A 17,453-nucleotide genomic window follows, 5' to 3' on the forward strand; every position below is an offset into this window, starting at 1 on the left:
TTCACCAGTTCCAATGCAGTAAATATTAATCCTTGATGTCTCCCCCTAGTGCATTTCCCCATTATGCGTCACTTCTTTAATAGCTTCGTTTAGTATGTTCATCACAGGTGTACTGGTTGCCTTGGTACACAGAAAATAGTGCTTTTCACCAGGCGGAAGATCAGCAGGTTTGATTTTCTTAAACTGTTCGAGTGGCCGATTTGATAAATGAGCGAGATAGGCACCTTCACTTTCCGAAAGGAATACATAGTCTCCACGCCCTTCTTCGAGTGCAATCAAAGCAAACTCAGCGTCGCCACGAATAGATATGAACGGAGGGTTAAGCTTACCTATCAGTCGTAATAAGCTGTCTTGATAGGGATATTGGGTTATTTGAATGAGTTTTCGTTGTTGGTTGGAAAAAACGTCTTTCAGGGAGAGCTCTTGAGTGAAAAATTCGTCATCGCTGCGAGCAAACAAGTAGTAATCTTTTTCTTGATAAATAGGCAGTGTATATACACCCAGGCTATCCCAGTTTTCTGTCTTACTTACACCCAAAACGCAGGTATTGGTCGGGTTTTCTTTAAGCGTATGCACTTGCCGAGGAACCGAATTTTTTTCCCAAAGAAACTCTAATGGCGTCTTGATTGAGATATTCCGGGCAACATCCCCTATCAAGCCATACGGGCCCCAGCTGCCGTGGATAATATAAGGGGATTGTTCATTATAAATAATGGTGATTTTCTCGGACGCATTCACGGAACCGAATAATGTAATCAAAACAAATAGCGTTATCTTTGTACGTTGATTAGTCATAGGCACCAAAAGTTTTGTAGTAATCGTCGTATTCAGATTTATAGCGCATTTTGCTTTCAAAAATTTTATTAAAGGTAGCACTATCATCCCGATAACGTTTGTAAATCTTATCGGAGGCTTTCTTCCATGCCGCTAAATCATCCTCACTCCAGGTAGCCACTTCATGACCTTCGTTAACAAAATTTCGAAAAGCTGAAATGTCTAAGTTCTTACTCCTTAGCGTGGTAGTTAAGGTGTAATCCTTCATCGCGGATTCTAAAATGGCTTGCAGATCAGCAGGCAGCACATCATAGGCGTCTTTGTTAATCAAAAAATCAGCAAGTACGGATGGTTGCCAAACGGCAGGAGCAATCAAATAGGGAAAAGATTTGGCAAATCCCATGTTCAAGGTGGCTCCGGGGACTGTCCACTCGACACCATCCAACAAGCCGCTGTCAGCAAGAGGAATAATCTCTTCTAGTGTTATAGGAGTAGCAAACGCACCTGCCGCTTCAATCAGGGTATCTGCCGGAATACCAGGACCTATTCTGATTTTCTTTGCATGCAAGTCTTTCAACCCTTCAATTTTAGTGTTGGAAAGAATGCCAAGCTCCATTCCCGCCCACCAGGCAGGTCGCCAGATTACCCCTTGAGGCAGTGATAGCTCATTCGCCAGCCGGGTTCCTTCACCTTCGAAGAAATACAACATAGAGCCATCAAGATTCATAAAATCATACGGCCCGGATTGGATTGCGGCCCACCCTTTATTTTCTTTAAGCCACCAATTTGGCCACCCCAAGGCCATTTCAGTCGTACCATTTTTCACACCAGTAAACAGACCCGCACCTTGGGTAATTTCCCCTTCGGAATAGGGAGTTATCATCAGGCGACCTTGGCTCATTACGTTTACTTTCTCGGTAAATTCAACCAAGGTTTGGTAGTCAGGACTTTGCTTGGGCGCTTGAGACTGAATCTTCCACTCAAAGATAAGCGGCACGTCAGGTACAGTTTGATCGTCACCAAGAAAATAACCAAAGAGCATAGCACCGAAAAGCAACACGGCTACCAGAGAGTTCTTCATATTCCATTCCTAAAGATAACAAACTTGGGGTTGTGCTATTGAGTGTAGCCCTAAGGAACGGGATTCACCTGACAATTAAATCTCTAACCATTGCTAAACACACAAGCACAAACATGATCTAATGCCTTTCGTGTAAAGAACCAGACGTAACCCCAAGGAAGATCATTCATGACGAAGCCATTTTTATTCGTATTACTCTGGCTACCAACCATCGCCTCAGCAACTACCAGCACCTGCTTTGGTACAACGTCCCATGGCCACTTGGAAAACGGAGTTGAGCTACCTGCAGAAGGAAATAACTTTATCGGATATAGCACGATTGCGAGATTAGCCGGGCGAACCTATGTACATTCAGACGTTCGAGACATCATCGTTGCTTCGTACCAAGATCTTGAAACAGAGCTGCCAAATAACGTCTTTAAGTATGCAGAAACCGGCTTTGAAGACGGCGGCCAATTTAAACCTCATAAGACTCACCAAAATGGTCTATCCGTGGATTTCATGACGCCAGTGATTAACGAGGAGGGAGCATCTGTTCACCTGCCCACACATCCGCTCAACAAGTTTGGCTACAACATCGAGTTTAATACCGATGACCAATTCGATGGAATGCGTATTGACTACGAAGCCATTGCAGCGCACATCGTCACTCTGCATAAGCAAGCGCAAAAACGCGGGTATGATTTATGGCGAGTGATCTTCGACCCGAAACTTCAACCCAATCTGTTTAAAACGAAATATGCGAGTTACTTAAAAGCACACATTCAATTTTCGAAAAAGCCTTCCTGGGTACGACATGATGAGCACTATCATGTGGATTTCGCGATACCGTGTAAAAGAATCACCGACTAGCCCTCGGACGCGTCAGCGTCTAATCCTTCTAAATGCCGAATGCCCCACTCTCTCAGCGCATTAATTACCGGCACTAAGGTCTTGCCATAGTCTGACATCGAGTATTCCACTTTGGGCGGAATTTCAGGGTAAACCGTTCGAATAATTAGGTTATCCGCTTCCAGTTCGCGCAGTTGCTTGGTCAACATGCGTTGAGTCACGTCCGGCATCAGCCGACGGAGTTCATTAAACCGATGTGTTCTAACCAGCAAATGATACAAAATCACCCCTTTCCACTTCCCTCCAATGGTGTTGAGCGTGGCTTCCACAGGGCAACCTAAGTTGCAGTCATAATCGGAATGCTTCATGAAGAACTCTTAGACGGTATACAAAAGGGTACTATATACCAAAATTGTGCGTACTTATATTTATGGAAGATATCAACTATCTTGATCGTACAATCAATAGCCAAGGTGAATTTATGAAAACACTCGTTATCTTTGCACACTCCGATGTTAAACATTCCTCTATTTCGAACCGCTTGATTATCAGCAAGTTAAAAACCGTCGATGGCCTAGAGATCAGAGATCTATATCAACTCTACCCAGACTTCAAAATTGATATCGAAGCCGAACAACAAGCGATGAGTGATGCCGATGTCATCCTGTTTCAATACCCTTTTCACTGGTACAGCGTGCCTGGCCTGCTCAAAGAATGGATGGATCGGGTGTTTGTACGCGGGTTCGCATACGGCCCTGGCAGAAAACTCGAAGGTAAAGATTTACTGATTTCCACCACCATTGGCGGGCCAGAAGAAAGCTATCAGGAAGGCGGACATAACATGTTCACCGTCCAAGACTTCTTAAAACCTATGGTACAAGCGGCTAACTTCACTGGCATGAAATATAATGAGCCCGTTATCTCGCACAGCATGGTGTTTATTCCGGGCGGGGAAAACTCACGAGAAGACATCGAGCAAAGGGCGCTGGATCATGCCGAACAGTTAATTCAACGGTTACGTAATTTCTCTACCAAATATGAGTCACAAGACATTCCAGAAGCAATCGAATTGGCGTAGATTAACTCACCACAAACGGGTCAGAGTCGGTAGAACTTACACTCAGGGAATATCTCTCTGACCTACCACTCCATGCTATTCTTTATCGCTCCACGGATGAAATAAGATGATAAAAACATCTCTTAGCAACCTTGTACTTACGTTAAACATCGGGCTTATTGATGACGAAAATCTTATTTCTCTGCAGTAAAAACAAACTCAGGAGCCCAACAGCCGAAGCCATTTTCTGCAATGTAGAAGGTTGGCAGGTAACTTCTGCTGGCATAAGCAAAGACGCGGAAGTCCCGGTTAGCCTGGAAGACATCGAATGGGCGGATTACATCTTTGTGATGGAAAACATTCACAAGAAAAAATTAGCCAATAAGTTTGCTCATGCACTCAACAAGCAGGTGGTGATTTCCTTGGGTATCCCGGATGACTATGATTATATGGATGAAGAACTGATCAGGATTCTCAAGAGTAAAGTACCGGGCTTAGTGCGTTAAATATTAGCGTCCTTAGCGACACATCCTATCTCAATTGAATCTGAACAGATTGATCCACCTGTAAGCCATGTACTGTAGTACTGCCAAAAGTATCCGGTGAGTCAGTGATACGAATGTTATTAAATTCAATGGTGTCGATGGTAATGCGGCTGGCTTGCAGTAATTCATTCAGACCCACTACAACTTCGCTAGCATCTGTCGTTTCGCCTTTGATAACAACTTCGCGACCATCCAGTTCCAAGCCTTCCACTTCAATGTCAGCTTCAACCGGAATGGCTTCCTTAATGGTATTTGCAGCAGATAATAAAACGCTGGTAGCCAGCAGTTGCTCCACTTGTTCCTCTTCTAAGGCTTTCCCATTCTGAGCAGATGTAGCACTCATTTCCTCTTCCGAAAGAGGTTCCAAAGCAAGGATTGGCGCAGAACAAAGTGCCCATCCTATCACCACTAATCCGACGGCCCCTGATGTTAGTTGGTAGTTCATAGCAACGCTCCTGATATCAGTATCCCAGCAAAACAATATGAGTAAAAACTCACAATAAGTACTGTATCAGGTTTTTATTACAGTTCTTTATGGTTAGACGCCATTTACTAAGGAACCTATTGAAAAGGTCTAGACATTCTCTACGAAGCTCGCCTTGTTCTGACGTTTTCGGGCTGACAAGGCTTCTAGCGCCCGCTGAGCTAGAGCGAACTTGTTCATAGGTTCCTTAAGTTTATGCCTGACACACAGAGAATGCCTGCTTCACTTCAACCGCTTATCATGTTCTTAAGCTTTAGGGCGTTTTCGGCATTTAGGCCACCCCATTGACGCCTCTAACTTTGCTTTGATCCTATCAGTGACTACGGCCTACTCAATAAACTTCCGAATTTTATACGCCGTTGTAAACGGCCTGGTTTCTGGAAGGAAATGCCCGGCCAAATGAACAACCTCTAATTCAGCATCAGGAATGGCTTCGACAATGGCTTCGGTATGATCAAACCGGATGATCTCATTCTTGCCCACCAGCACAAGGGTTTGAGCGTTAATGCTTTCTAAAGGCTCCAGACAATACTCCGGGTTGGTCGGTAAATAGCACTCGGTATTCCACAGGTCATAGAGCTTGTCTCTAAACACCGGCCAATGATCAGGCTGAGGATTCGTCAGTTTGTATTTAATGCCAAAAGTGGTATCTGCAAAGACTTTAAACACAGGTTCACTGCCCAATACCGTGGAGAACGCAGGAACATAGGTGTCACCACCAAACGCAGCACCAATCAGTACCAACTTGTTCACTCGTTCGGGGTGATAAGCTGCAATTTGAGCCGCAACAACCGCACCATCACTCCACCCGGCAAAATGCGCATTATTAATCTCTAACTGATCGAGTAACTTCAGCGTATCGTCCGCCATAAGTTCATAGCTGATGGCATCTTCACCATCGGTTGAACGACCATGTCCACGACTGTCGATTTCGATGACTTGAAAGGATTGAGACAAGATAAGCGTTTCAATGGTCCACATATCGGAGTCTACATAGCCACCATGCAGCAACACCAAAGGAGTGCCTTCGCCATGAACTTCATAGTAGATATTAATGCCATTCACTTCGGCGATATCGGCCTTGGCAAAACAGCTAATGAGTAAGGCAAGAGATAACACGAACGCGTGTCGGAAGGTATTCATTAGGATGTCCTTATCGGTTGTTTTATTCTTATCCATTTGACGGATTTATTCTTATCCATTTAATGGATCTATTGTTGGTTCAACGATACCGATTCCATGATGGAAGACTGTGAATAAGTTAGCTTTCTGAGAAATAATCATCGTGCGATTTGATGAATGATTTCAGGCAAAAAAAAAGCAATGCACCAGAAAATCTGAGCATTGCCATAATACTGAAAGGCTTCAGCAAAAGTGTTCAAACATTAACGAGTTAACGCGTACGTTTGTTCCAGTCGTTTTATCTGTGCGATGACCGCCTCATTGAACGGTGCTTGCATGCCTAAACTACGCGCATAACGCACCACTTCTCCGTTGATGTAATCAATCTCTGTTGGACGTTTTAATTGAATGTCTTCCTGCATGGACGATCTTGCCAACGGGTCCATTTGTAGCATTTGCTTCGCGAGTAACTTAAACAGAAAAGTCGGGAGTCTCAAAATCCTTGGGATCCAAGTGGCCGGAACAGCGGCTTGGATCTTCGGTTGAATGCCTAATTCATCCAAAATCCCCAGCGTTTCTTCCATGCAATCGGCCAATTGACAGCGCCACTTTCGATCACTCAACTCTTCTACTAAAGGCATACCTGAAATGGCATTCAATGGGTTGTTGAGGTTCAACAAGAGTTTCCCCCAAAGCACTTCGTGCATGTCTTCCGCTGTGTCGATGTCCAGTTTGGCTGCACGAATTGTCTTGGCTAAATCACTCAAGCCTTGATCAATCACCAAACGACCTTGGGTTCCGCAGTGGTATCGCCCCTTTTCCATTGGCAACACATTGTAAGGAACCATCATTGAGCCCACCTGATGATCAGGGAGAATATTGCTTAACGCAGACGCGTTATTGATCCCGTTTTGAGCACTAATGATACGCGCACCCGGCTTAATGTGCCGTGATATCTGCTCAGCAATGGCAAAGGTATCTTTGCTCTTAACTGCGACAACAATGACATCAGCGTCCGCGAGACACGCTTCGTTCTCTGTCATCACAATTTGATCTGCAGGTAAGGATAAAGACGTGCCCGTCCAGCTGGTAAGCTGAATACCGTGTTCCTGAACCTTATTAATAATTCTAGGCCGCGCAAGAAAGGTGACCTTTTTTCCAGCAGACGCTAGATGAGCACCAATCCATATCCCGATGGATCCTGCGCCTGCGATGACCCAATGCGGCCCTTCTGAGCGAGTTTGCTCAGAAGAGGCTGGGTTTCCATCCTCGTTTTTATCAGTTGTCATAGCGTCATCTACCGCTCAGTATTTAATACCGAGACTACGGTAAATGAAGCCCATCAACCAGGCAGGGCCAACCAATAAGAACTGAAGGTCTTTGAAGAAAGAGGGTTTCTTGCCCTCAATCTTGTGACCGACAAATTGAAAAATCCAAGCGACGACAAAAATCCCCAAACTGATTTGCCATAGAGGCATCGACACATTCATCGACAACCAGAAAGAAAGATAAAAACACGCGGCGGTAAACAACGCCATGCCCAACATAATTGAGAGCGACATTCTGAAATAGAAAATCATGGCTGGCACCATGGCCAGCGTTGCCCAGTTCATCCACACTGAATCACCCATCCACGCCATCCGCGGGGCATCCCAAAGCAAACCAACCACCGTGAAGAAAATGGCCGGAACCATAATCCAATGAATAATCTTATTGATTTTGTTTTGATGACTTTCGCCGTACTCATCAAACCACTGATCAGCGCTTTTATTCGCAAACATAATAACCTCTCCTAATCGCCCATTCGCCAGTCACATTGGTGAGCTTGGTTTTTGGGTCAGTTTTATAATTAGTATAGGAATCTACTTTACTGAAAGAGAGAAGAGTGGACACTGGCCCGTCGATAAACTTAATATGTCCTAGCGAGCCAAAATGTGAATAACTGGCATATAACAAGAATAAACATTGATCGTAAGACACCCTACGACGAACTCACAAGGCGCACACATGTTTGAACAAACCGTCTCTGGCTTCTGGTTAAAAGGCATTCTTGCCAGTGCCCAAGCACAAGGCATCGATCAGGAAAGCGTGATGGCAAAAGCAGGGGTGGTGTCGTTGCCACAGTCGGCCAATGAACGCGTGCCGTTGGATGCCACCGTTAACATCTGGAATGCAGCCATTGAGTTGACTCAAGATCCCCTCTTCGGCTTTCACATGGGCCGTCAATTTCGCCCTAACTGGTTTCATTTGATTCATCATTTATGGGCAAACAGCCCAACCGTTCAGCAAGCCATTGAGACCACATTAAAGTACCAAGCATTAATCAGTGATGGCGGTGATTTATCACTTCAACATCAAGACAATTCAATGTCGAACAAGGCCGTGATTGAGTATCAACCCAGAGCGGCAAAACTGGCCTTTAGTTACCATCAAATTGATGCTGTCTTGGCGATCTTAGTATCGCTTATCCGTTGGTCAGTGGATGATGGCTTTACCCCGACAAAGATCAGCGTTCCTCATCAACAACCTGAAGTAGTCGAAGAGTTGGAATCCTTTTTTAACTGCCCTATTGAATTCAATAGCCCACAAACTTTGATTGAATTTGATGCTGTCTGGCTCGACTTTCCCTTGATTGGTGCCGATTCGGACTTACTCAATATGCACTTGCAGTTAGCCGATCAAAAGCTGGCGGAACTCGGGCGAGTTAACCTCAGTGCGCAAGTCATCAGCAAATTAAGTGTGTTGGGGCAGTTCCAGAACTTATCCAAAGAAGCGGTCGCTGAACAACTGCAAACCAGCGCCAGAACACTGCAACGTAAGCTTCAGCAAGAAGGGACAAGTTTTAAAGAATTATCAGACTCATTGCGGAAATCGCTGGCGGATCAGTACATCGCACAAAATCGCTCCACCTCTGACTTAGTCGAGTTATTGGATTTCAGCGAGATCAGCAGCTTACACAAAGCATGCAAACGCTGGTTTGGAATGAGCCTGCAGGAAAAGCGGAAAAGGAAAGAGAACTAAGCCCTTTTATTTACATTAAGGTTTCTTTTTATTATCGGGTGTTCGGAGTTTCGACAAATCCCCCACCAAGCGGTTAATGCGTCGAATCGAACCGTACACTTCTTTGGTCGTCATGTTATGGGCCTTTCGGATTACCTGAGCCGGTTTTTCCACCGGCTTCACGGTTTCAATCAAATCGAATGAGGTATCCGCAATCGAGCGGTGGATTTTCTCGATCGAACTGGCACTGAGATCCACCGCTTCAGTGAGACCTTTGATGTCCAACTCTTTTCGTTTTAGCGAGACTTGTAACTCTTCAACTCGCTGACGATGCGCCAATTCAATCTGAGTTAACGACTGATCGAGCGTATTTGAAGAGTGCCAAACCCGCCAGAGCATCCACCCTGCCGAAAGCAAACAAAGTGTTCCAAAAGCAAAAATCACTGCGTCCATATTCTTTCCTCAGGGCGCGGTTGAAAAAGATTCACTATTAACGCTCAATCACTTGATCATCCGGCGTCGATTTGGTGTTCTTTGATGCACCGCCGCGCATTCCCACCAACTCAATCGACACATCGATATCCCGTTCATTAAGTGCCAGTTCCAATTCTGTGGCCACCTGTTTGTATACCCGGTACTTGATGTATTCCGGTGAAACAGCACTGACGGCTTTGGCTAATTTTGACTCTCGTTGTGCCACAATGTGAGGCTCATGAATCACCAACCTCAAATGCGGTAAGAACTCAGAAACCACCTCTTGGGAGAGGCTTTTTTCTAACTCATTCACTCGGGTTTGAATTTGATTAAATCGCCAAAACAACAGGGCAATGCCTGCAACCAAAGACAAAATAACAAACCCCATAAATACTACTGCGAAGGAAGACATCTTTTCCTTTACCTCTATTCACTGCTTTTTACTAAACCTATATTCAACCGCCGCCGGGCATTAAACCGCACTCACCGAGTATCTGTTGCCATGCCAACGTATGGCTCTTAACCGCTTGTTGATAACCCGCCCAAAGACTGTCTGAACTGGTTAATGCCAGCTTTTGTTGAAACTCATCAAACGCGTCTGGCACGTCCAAGCTAAAACCGTTCAGTAAATTATGTTGCTGATCAAACCACGGCGCTGTTTGCTGATGAACAAACGCCATATAAGGCTGTACCTTTCCAATGTAAAACTTTAAAAAGACGGTATGAAGAATCTTTGCATTCGGCGTGATCTTTCCCGTTGGGCATATGCGCCCTTTCGAACGCTGAAGCATCTTTGTTCCCTGAGTTAACAAGGTCGTAAGATCCGATACGGTTGCCAGCACTTTACCACCCATATTCGACTGCCCTAAACGCGCTAACGTTAATTCAAACGGCTCTCGATATTGGCCGACATCCAATGCCGTAGATTCCCGATCACGCTTAATCTGTTGAGTAAACTCAATCAAAGTTAACAGTAAGCGATAATCGTCTTCCGCTAACGATATAGCCTCATCTTGTGAAAGCCATTGTTGTGTGACGCCATAATAGTGCCGCATCTCAGGGCCACCCCAGACGGCTAACCAGGCATATCTATCCAGTTCCTCACGTTTTACAGCGACCACCTGTTGCAGTTGGGCATAGAGCGCAGGGTCTTCCGTTTCAAGATGATCGAGGCATTCGCGACTGTCATTTAAGAACTGCCATTGGTACAAAAACGTCTGACTCGACATCATCACTCGACCTAAGCCACTGTTCTTCTGAGCCGCGGTAATCTGAAGCTTGCACCCGGTCATGGACAAAAAGTCCAACAGATCAATGGAGTGAGTAGATAAGGATAACCCCATATCGCGTTTTTCCGGGTAGGAATGAAGATGAATCCCTGGTGACTCAAATTCCTGATCCAAGACATTGGCAAGGCGCCATAAATAATCTTCCACCACCTCTCGCTCCGGTGGAGTTTGAGAGCAGCCTGCACAGAAACACAAGATAGAAATAATCAGCACCACTCGTGAAAAGCGACGAAAGAGCTGGCCAGTATTTGCAGTAAGGAAAGGCAAATAGTTCATTGAAATCAGATAGATTACTCCTTGATCAAAGGGTGTTAGAATGCGCCGTTTATATCGAAGGGACGTATTTTAGAGGTTCCCTAACGCAACATCATTGCACGATATCTTTCAGTTTAGGAGTTCTCGGGTTGTTAATGTCATTTATGTCACGTCGTACCGTTAAAACACTATTGCTAGTTGGTATCACTACTACACTTGCCAGCTGCTGCCTATGCCCGGAGCCTGAAAAGAAAGAAGAGCCGCTGCAGGACATTGAACTTAATGACATTTCGCGCCTGTACCGCAGCCAGGATTCCGCCGAACTGCCTGAGTTTGCCTGTATTCAGGATGTACAAACCAAGAAACAAATCTTCTTTGGTTATACTCTAAACCTCGTCCGAGAGCATAACGACATGATTCTTGAGACTCGACAAACGGTGCTGGCTCTGCGCGACAAGTTTGCTTTGTCTCAAACAACCTCCGACAAAATAGAAGCCAGCAGCGGTGTAGCACACGCCAGTACAACACAAAACGATGCCAATACAGCCCTTACTCAAGACTCGCCCCCCCAAATCTTTACCGAAGAAGAACGTCTATGGCTGAAAAAGTTAGCACGAACTCACCGTATTAATACCAAAACACAGGATGCTCGATTCTTTGATCAATTGCTGTTTGCACTCGATGTCATTCCTGCGTCCATGGCACTGGCACAAGCGGCCAATGAATCGGCCTGGGGTACCTCCCGTTTTGCAATTGAAGCCAACAATCTGTTCGGCCAGTGGTGCTTCAAAGAAGGTTGCGGTCTAGTGCCACAACTCCGACCTGAAGGCGCGACCTATGAAGTGAAGGTGTTCTCTACGCCTTCAGAATCGGTAGGCCAGTACATGCTCAACATCAACCGCAACAGCTCCTACCAGAAAGTCAGAAACATCCGTCATTCATATCGGGCTCAAGGTCAAGAAATTCCAGGAAGCTCGGTGGTCGGAGGATTAAAAAGTTACTCCGCTCGTGGTGATGCCTATATTGAAGAACTTCGTCACATGATTGGCTACAACGAGCTGGCGCAGTGGGACGATCACACGGCCGAATACCCGGATATTTCTCAGCTAGAAGTCCCTAATTGCTAGGGAATTGATTACCAAGGCCTTTCATACTGATACGCGTCAACGCGCAGCACATCAAATACAACGAGAAGCGAAGAAACTTTCGGAAATTTGAACTGGCCCCGTTCCAGTCTAAGAGCGGCTGTGTCATTATCTTTCGCTGGATGTAGCAGAACCCGCATCCAGCCGATGCCAGACCATCGAAACAATAATTAAAAATAACACCTTGTTTTAGCCTATCTCCGAAAAGACCTGATAATGAAAGCCAAACTGCCTCTGCTTCAATCCCTTGTTTTCATCACGCTGATCGTTTTCAGCTCACTCTCCAGCGCCAAGCAATTGAAATATTTAGGACAGCCCTTTCCCGACATCAAGAAAAGCTGGAATGCGGACGATTATGAATTAGCTCTGGACAGCTTAATTACCATTCAAAAGTCCGAACCTGACTTATTACCCAAGCGCCGCGGTGAATTCACCGGCGCGGTGTATGATCGCTTTATTTCTGAAGACAACTTCCGCTATCAGCTGGACATCAAACAACCCATTGAAGAACGCCGTGAAGAGTCGGTCAGAGTGTCGGTGGTATTGAAAGAAATGATGCGCACCTATTTTGACTTTAAAGCCAAAAAACAATCTTACGGTGCCGAAGCGCTTGGCATCGTCAGTTATTCGTTGAGGCAGCAAGCCATCTTCTTCACCTTAACCGTGGAATATTGGTTAGGTCTTCCACAGATTGAAACCAAAACACCGACTCGCTTGGCTGAACTGGCTGAGTATAAAAACGGGGCCGCATCGCTTCTTTCTTCGGCGTTCAAATATCTGGCACTAGTGAGCTTTTTCAAACGCGAGGACTTGGAAGTCTATGGCTGGGAACTGGCGCATATTACGCCTGAGCTGTTTGTTCATCTGCCCCTTGCGAAACAACAGAGCATTCTGATTCAAGTAGAAAACCTGCGTGATAGTCACGACTATCCGCAAGTCCAGGAAGCCATGACAAAGCTGCACTCAAACCTTGTAGAGTTGATCGAACAGCATAAAAAAACCATTGAGCAAAACGGTTAAGTAACAGCGTCGAAAAAGGGGCATTCATCAGCCCCTTCTCACATTTCACATTTCACATTTCAATTAGAGCAACCCAAGTTCTCTTGCCTTCGCAATCGCTTGGGTTCGGTTTTTCACACCCAGTTTGTTATTGATCTTACGCGCATGGGTTTTCACCGTATTCAACGAGATGAAGAGCTTGTCTGCCACCGCCTGATTCGAATGGCCTTCTGCAATCAAGGCCAACACCCCTTGCTCACGATCACTTAACGGCACGCATACATCACGACCAATACTCAAGTGCTCTCGCAAGCCTTCGAGATGCTGCAAGTGATAAATGAATTCCCCCAAATCACCGCGTTCATTCAGCTTCGCCAACATAGGAGCAACTTGTCCGCCCAACTCCATAAACGGTGCTATGTAGTTGCAACTCATGGACTCTTGCAATGCTCGTTTCAACACTTTACTGGCTTGCTTTGAGTCGCCCATGACTTCATAACAGGTGGCCTGAAGTACCATCACAGGAATGTACATCACCGAACGCGACTCTGAAGACAATTTTCGGTTTAACTGATCACACGCCTCAAGTGCTTCTGTCCAACGCGCCTGAGCCGTTAACAACCGAATGCCTAACACATCCAAATAATAAGAAACGTGAGGTAACCACTCCAACAACGCAGGATGCCAAAAATCACGAACTTTCAGGTCATCAAATAACGACTGAGCAATACTGACTTGGCCTTCATCCAGCTTCAAATAGGCTTTCACCAAGGAAACCAATGGCTGATAAAAATCATCGGGCACATTCCAGCAATGCATTAAACGTTCAAGCTCGAAAATCCCGCGATGCGCTTTTCGATAAGAACGCTTCCCTCGATACAATAAAGCCTTCACAGAAAACCCTAATACAATCATTGGGTCTTCATTATGTAAGGCGGTTTTTACACCGCGATCACACACTTCTTCGGCATTCAGCCAATCGCCCTGAATCCACAAAATGTAGGCTTTCAGCATCATCATTCGCCCATAAAAAGGCGATTGAGTACCTAACGTTTGCTGGTGCAATAACGAGATGCCTTTGTCGATAGCGGCCAAGGCAGAGTGCCAATCCCCTCGCTGCTGATGATAACGACACAGGTCAATCAGCACCGCCGACTCCAAACGACCGTCAGACCAATTTCTGGCTTTCCGCAAGGAATCATTGATCTGCTGTTCACCCAAGGTCATATCGCCGGTCGCTAGAGAAATCCGAGCGGATAAAATCAACGACATAGCTTCGGTTAATTCGTTCGAATCAGGTTGATCACGGTAGTGTTGCAATAAGCCACGGGCCTGATCGTAATCCCCCAAATAACGAACACACCAAGCACGAATCAACTGAACCAAAGTAGTCAGCTGATGCGCTTCGGCATCTTCGTCAGAAATGCTGTTCAACCAAGTCAACGCGGTTGAGAAATCCATCGAGTACGCCCAGGCCCACGCAATGGAAGCTCTTAGTTTAGGGCTGGAATCGATAACCTCTTGAGTTAACAGCGTCTCTAATTTCTTTAACTGGTGATAGCCGTGTTGCTGAAGCAGGAAGTCACAAGATTGCTCAGCCACCGACAAAATCACATCAGCCTTGCCCAAGTACGTACAGAGGTTAATGGCTTCTGAAAAGGCCTGGTGTTGTACGAACCATTCGGCAGACTTAACAATCCAAGGTTCAAGTTCTTCTTTTGAGAGCGCCTTTAAATGGGTTTCGACCAACCAACTACGGTGAACCGGATTAAATAAGAAATAGTTGGTACTCGCCCCCTCTGGTGGCGATTGAAGAATAAGTTGTTCTTTAATCACGCCAAAACAGAGCTCACCTTCTCGGCCAAAGACATCACGACAAAACTGTTCCGAAACCCGTTCCACCAAAGACAAGACCGCCAACACATGAGCAGTTTGTTGAAGTTCCGGCAGGTTAAATTGCTCTGCTAAAAAGGAGCTCAATCTTGAAAGTAAGATAGGTTCATCCAAGCCACTGGACGGATCACTGGTTAAAACATCTTTGACCATCACCTCAACGGCCAAGGGCCAGCCAAGGGTTTTTTGCATGATGTAGTTGGCTCTGTCTTCTGCATCTACCACATCAAACTGCTGAAGTCTGGCTACCACATCGCTGTAACCCATGGAAAAATCCATGTATTGCATCAACTGAGGTTGAATGTTGATCATAACCGGGCTGTTAACCAAGGTCTCGTCCAACTTGGATGAGACGATCAGAATCTTAAGCTCTGCCGGTGTAAAACGAATCAAGGTTTCGAGAATGTATCGCTGATCAGGAGAGGAATTCACGCCATCCCAGCCATTGATGACCAGCAGCTTGGTTCTGTCGCTTGGCTTTTCTGAGTCGGATAACGAGTGACGATTGATGCTCAACAAAAAAACTTCCAGAGCATCTCGCCAACCGTATTGAATTTCTTTCTGAAGATCGACGATGGACGGCTCAGGTAATTCTAGTAAGGTTTTGGCGGCATCCAATAAATAACATAGGAAGCCTTCAACATCTTCTCCCTCACGAGAAAGCTCAACCCACTCAGCCATGCCGCCATGCGCAACTACAGAACGTGCGTAGGCACTCACCGCCAGAGTCTTTCCGTACCCTTTCGGCGCACAAGCAAATAATAAACGTGAACGTTCAAGCCCTCGTTCAACTGCTTCTTTCACTTTTTGACGTACCGTAATACTGCCTTTGGCAGGAATCAGTCGTCTCGAAGAATGCAGTTTCAAGCTGGCAGGAACAGATCTGGTTTGCGTCGTTTCCATAGCAGAATAGGCCTTTCCATTCACTTCAGTAAATTAGAATTTTTATTCTAATATCGACGCATCATACTAAAGAGTGATAGGAAAATACAAAAATATCACCCTTATGGTCACTCTGAGCTTTTCTCCAGACATAAAAAAACGCCCATATCGGGCGTTTTTCGTAGAAAGCGAACTCTCTTCTTATCAGATTTATAACAGCTGTATTAACTAAACAACCGTATTAACGACGACCTGAACGACGCAACGCTGCTGGCGTATAGTCTTTCTCAGAACGTTCGAAGTTAAACTCATAAGATTTGTCTTCTTCGTTGTCCAAACCTAGAACTAGGTAACGACCCGCAAGAAGATCATAAAGAGATTCTACGGCATACCATGGAATAACAGAATCGTAGAACTGCATTGCATGGGCTTCAGCCACACGCCATAGCTCACCACGACCGTCATAGTGATCAATTACAGACGCTGACCAGCTATCTTCATCGATGTAGAAAGTACGCTTCGCATAAATGTGACGCTGACCTTCTTTAATCGTCGCTTCCACTTTCCACACACGGTGCAACTCATAACGAGTGTGCTCAGGGTTCAAGTGACCAGGGCGAATGATGTCATCATATTTCAATGACTTAGAGTTCAACTGGTAAGAGTTGTATGGAATGTACATCTCTTGTTTACCAACCAATTTCCAGTCATAACGATCTGGGGCACCATTGTACATGTCGAAGTTATCAGAGGTACGAAGACCATCTGCTGCAGTACCTGGGCCGTCGTAAGAAACCTGAGGCGCACGACGTACACGACGCTGACCTGCGTTATACAACCATGCCAAACGAGGCTCTTTTACCTGATCCAGTGTTTCGTGAACAAGCAATACGTTACCTGCCAAACGCGCTGGTGCCAGTACTTGCTGCTTGAAGTAGAACAAGATGTTAGACGGTTGGCTCAAGTCCACACCTTTCAGGTTTGAACGGAACGTAAATTCGTCCTGGAACTTAACCAAAGTGTAAGAACCATTTACCTGAGGCGTTGCCTGGTTGATGGTACGCATTACCGAACCACCACGATAACGCACGATATGGTTCCAGATCACTTTCAAACCGGCATCAGGATCGTTCTGATCAATGATCGGGAATGGTACCGCTTTAATGTAATTTCTAAGACCGTTACCACCATCAACTAATTCAGTCTTGGTTGCATTGTCTTTGATCACATCATAAATCTCAGCTGGGTAAGCTGCCGAACGATGCGTAGGATACACAGGAATGTTGTACGTATCGTACTTAGTCAACATTGCCTTTTGACCTTCAGACAGCTTATCAGCGTACTGCGCCATATTGCCTGCATTAATGGTGAACTTAGCCGTTTCTCCAGCGTATGGAGAAATGTAATTAGAACCATCAAAACCAGCAGGTGGTGCTGAAATACCACCGTCCCAAGCAGGAATATCGCCACCGTTACCGGCTTTTTCTGCACCAATTGGTGTCAGGTCAGCACCCAGACGCGCTGCCTCTGCTTCAGAAACCTTTGCCCATGCACTTGAAGCGGCTACTGAGAAAGCCAGTGCACCACTCAACACTAATGTGTTTTTCAGTTTCATATCGAAC

The 17,453-nt window shown here is 45.6% G+C and carries 18 protein-coding genes; 6 read left to right on the forward strand and 12 right to left on the reverse strand.

Annotated features, from left to right (window positions below):
* Positions 1-45: 45 nt before the first annotated feature.
* The gene (locus tag ACFOEK_RS06305; protein ID WP_386717777.1) at positions 46-795 is read right to left on the reverse strand and encodes a hypothetical protein; all 750 of its coding nucleotides are present in this window, start codon (positions 793-795) and stop codon (positions 46-48) included.
* Complete coding sequence (gene dctP, locus ACFOEK_RS06310) at positions 788-1,855, reverse strand: TRAP transporter substrate-binding protein DctP (RefSeq protein ID WP_386717780.1); 1,068 nt, start codon at positions 1,853-1,855, stop codon at positions 788-790. The genes ACFOEK_RS06305 and dctP overlap by 8 nt, the downstream gene beginning before the upstream one ends.
* 168 nt (positions 1,856-2,023) lie before the next feature.
* On the opposite strand from dctP, the gene ACFOEK_RS06315 reads away from it, so the two are divergent.
* Positions 2,024-2,707, forward strand: a complete 684-nt coding sequence (locus tag ACFOEK_RS06315; RefSeq protein WP_386717783.1) for a penicillin-insensitive murein endopeptidase — start codon at positions 2,024-2,026, stop codon at positions 2,705-2,707.
* Here the strand turns inward: ACFOEK_RS06315 and ACFOEK_RS06320 are convergent.
* Positions 2,704-3,054 (reverse strand): winged helix-turn-helix transcriptional regulator, encoded by a 351-nt coding sequence (locus ACFOEK_RS06320; RefSeq protein ID WP_386717785.1) that lies wholly within the window; start codon positions 3,052-3,054, stop codon positions 2,704-2,706. The two genes, ACFOEK_RS06315 and ACFOEK_RS06320, sit on opposite strands and share 4 nt — an antisense overlap.
* A 113-nt stretch (positions 3,055-3,167) precedes the next feature.
* Here ACFOEK_RS06320 and ACFOEK_RS06325 point away from each other — a divergent pair, with 113 nt between their 5' ends.
* Together ACFOEK_RS06325 and ACFOEK_RS06330 are read left to right on the forward strand one after the other, a co-directional pair.
* Positions 3,168-3,764 (forward strand): NAD(P)H-dependent oxidoreductase, encoded by a 597-nt coding sequence (locus ACFOEK_RS06325; RefSeq protein WP_386717788.1) that lies wholly within the window; start codon positions 3,168-3,170, stop codon positions 3,762-3,764.
* 161 nt (positions 3,765-3,925) lie between these two features.
* Positions 3,926-4,249 (forward strand): low molecular weight protein tyrosine phosphatase family protein, encoded by a 324-nt coding sequence (locus ACFOEK_RS06330; RefSeq protein WP_386717791.1) that lies wholly within the window; start codon positions 3,926-3,928, stop codon positions 4,247-4,249.
* Positions 4,250-4,274: 25 nt separating this feature from the next.
* Here ACFOEK_RS06330 and ACFOEK_RS06335 read toward each other — a convergent pair whose 3' ends face one another.
* The 4 genes from ACFOEK_RS06335 to ACFOEK_RS06350 form a co-directional block, all read right to left on the reverse strand.
* Positions 4,275-4,733, reverse strand: coding sequence for a hypothetical protein (locus ACFOEK_RS06335; RefSeq protein ID WP_386717794.1), 459 nt, complete (start codon positions 4,731-4,733; stop codon positions 4,275-4,277).
* 366 nt (positions 4,734-5,099) lie between these two features.
* Entirely contained in the window at positions 5,100-5,951 is an 852-nt protein-coding gene (locus ACFOEK_RS06340; protein ID WP_386717797.1) for an alpha/beta fold hydrolase, read from the reverse strand.
* Between the two features lie 206 nt (positions 5,952-6,157).
* On the reverse strand, positions 6,158-7,183 hold the full coding sequence (locus tag ACFOEK_RS06345) for a 2-dehydropantoate 2-reductase (RefSeq protein ID WP_386717800.1): 1,026 nt from the start codon (positions 7,181-7,183) through the stop codon (positions 6,158-6,160).
* Positions 7,184-7,198: 15 nt separating this feature from the next.
* Entirely contained in the window at positions 7,199-7,675 is a 477-nt protein-coding gene (locus ACFOEK_RS06350; RefSeq protein WP_386717803.1) for an Mpo1 family 2-hydroxy fatty acid dioxygenase, read from the reverse strand.
* Positions 7,676-7,901: 226 nt separating this feature from the next.
* On the opposite strand from ACFOEK_RS06350, the gene ACFOEK_RS06355 reads away from it, so the two are divergent.
* On the forward strand, positions 7,902-8,915 hold the full coding sequence (locus ACFOEK_RS06355) for an AraC family transcriptional regulator (RefSeq protein ID WP_386717806.1): 1,014 nt from the start codon (positions 7,902-7,904) through the stop codon (positions 8,913-8,915).
* Between the two features lie 15 nt (positions 8,916-8,930).
* On the opposite strand, the gene ACFOEK_RS06360 is transcribed toward ACFOEK_RS06355, so the two are convergent.
* Genes ACFOEK_RS06360 through ACFOEK_RS06370 form a run of 3 tightly spaced genes read right to left on the reverse strand, consistent with a single transcriptional unit; the run spans position 8,931 to position 10,933 of the window.
* The gene (locus ACFOEK_RS06360) at positions 8,931-9,347 is read right to left on the reverse strand and encodes a hypothetical protein (protein WP_386717809.1); all 417 of its coding nucleotides are present in this window, start codon (positions 9,345-9,347) and stop codon (positions 8,931-8,933) included.
* Between the two features lie 37 nt (positions 9,348-9,384).
* A complete protein-coding gene (locus ACFOEK_RS06365) occupies positions 9,385-9,780 on the reverse strand; it encodes a hypothetical protein (protein WP_386717812.1) in 396 nt (131 codons plus the stop codon).
* 43 nt (positions 9,781-9,823) lie between these two features.
* Complete coding sequence (locus tag ACFOEK_RS06370) at positions 9,824-10,933, reverse strand: DUF3080 family protein (protein WP_386717815.1); 1,110 nt, start codon at positions 10,931-10,933, stop codon at positions 9,824-9,826.
* Between the two features lie 134 nt (positions 10,934-11,067).
* Between ACFOEK_RS06370 and ACFOEK_RS06375 the strand changes: the two genes are divergently transcribed.
* Both ACFOEK_RS06375 and ACFOEK_RS06380 read left to right on the forward strand, forming a co-directional pair.
* A complete protein-coding gene (locus ACFOEK_RS06375; protein ID WP_386717818.1) occupies positions 11,068-12,039 on the forward strand; it encodes a glucosaminidase domain-containing protein in 972 nt (323 codons plus the stop codon).
* Positions 12,040-12,273: 234 nt separating this feature from the next.
* Complete coding sequence (locus tag ACFOEK_RS06380; protein WP_386717821.1) at positions 12,274-13,077, forward strand: hypothetical protein; 804 nt, start codon at positions 12,274-12,276, stop codon at positions 13,075-13,077.
* 63 nt (positions 13,078-13,140) lie between these two features.
* Here ACFOEK_RS06380 and ACFOEK_RS06385 read toward each other — a convergent pair whose 3' ends face one another.
* Positions 13,141-15,852, reverse strand: coding sequence for a LuxR C-terminal-related transcriptional regulator (locus ACFOEK_RS06385; RefSeq protein WP_386717824.1), 2,712 nt, complete (start codon positions 15,850-15,852; stop codon positions 13,141-13,143).
* A 220-nt stretch (positions 15,853-16,072) separates the two neighbouring features.
* On the reverse strand, positions 16,073-17,446 hold the full coding sequence (locus ACFOEK_RS06390) for a DUF1329 domain-containing protein (protein WP_386717827.1): 1,374 nt from the start codon (positions 17,444-17,446) through the stop codon (positions 16,073-16,075).
* Positions 17,447-17,453: the final 7 nt, after the last annotated feature.

This window comes from Litoribrevibacter euphylliae (assembly GCF_042646085.1).
Lineage (GTDB): Bacteria > Pseudomonadota > Gammaproteobacteria > Pseudomonadales > Litoribrevibacteraceae > Litoribrevibacter > Litoribrevibacter euphylliae.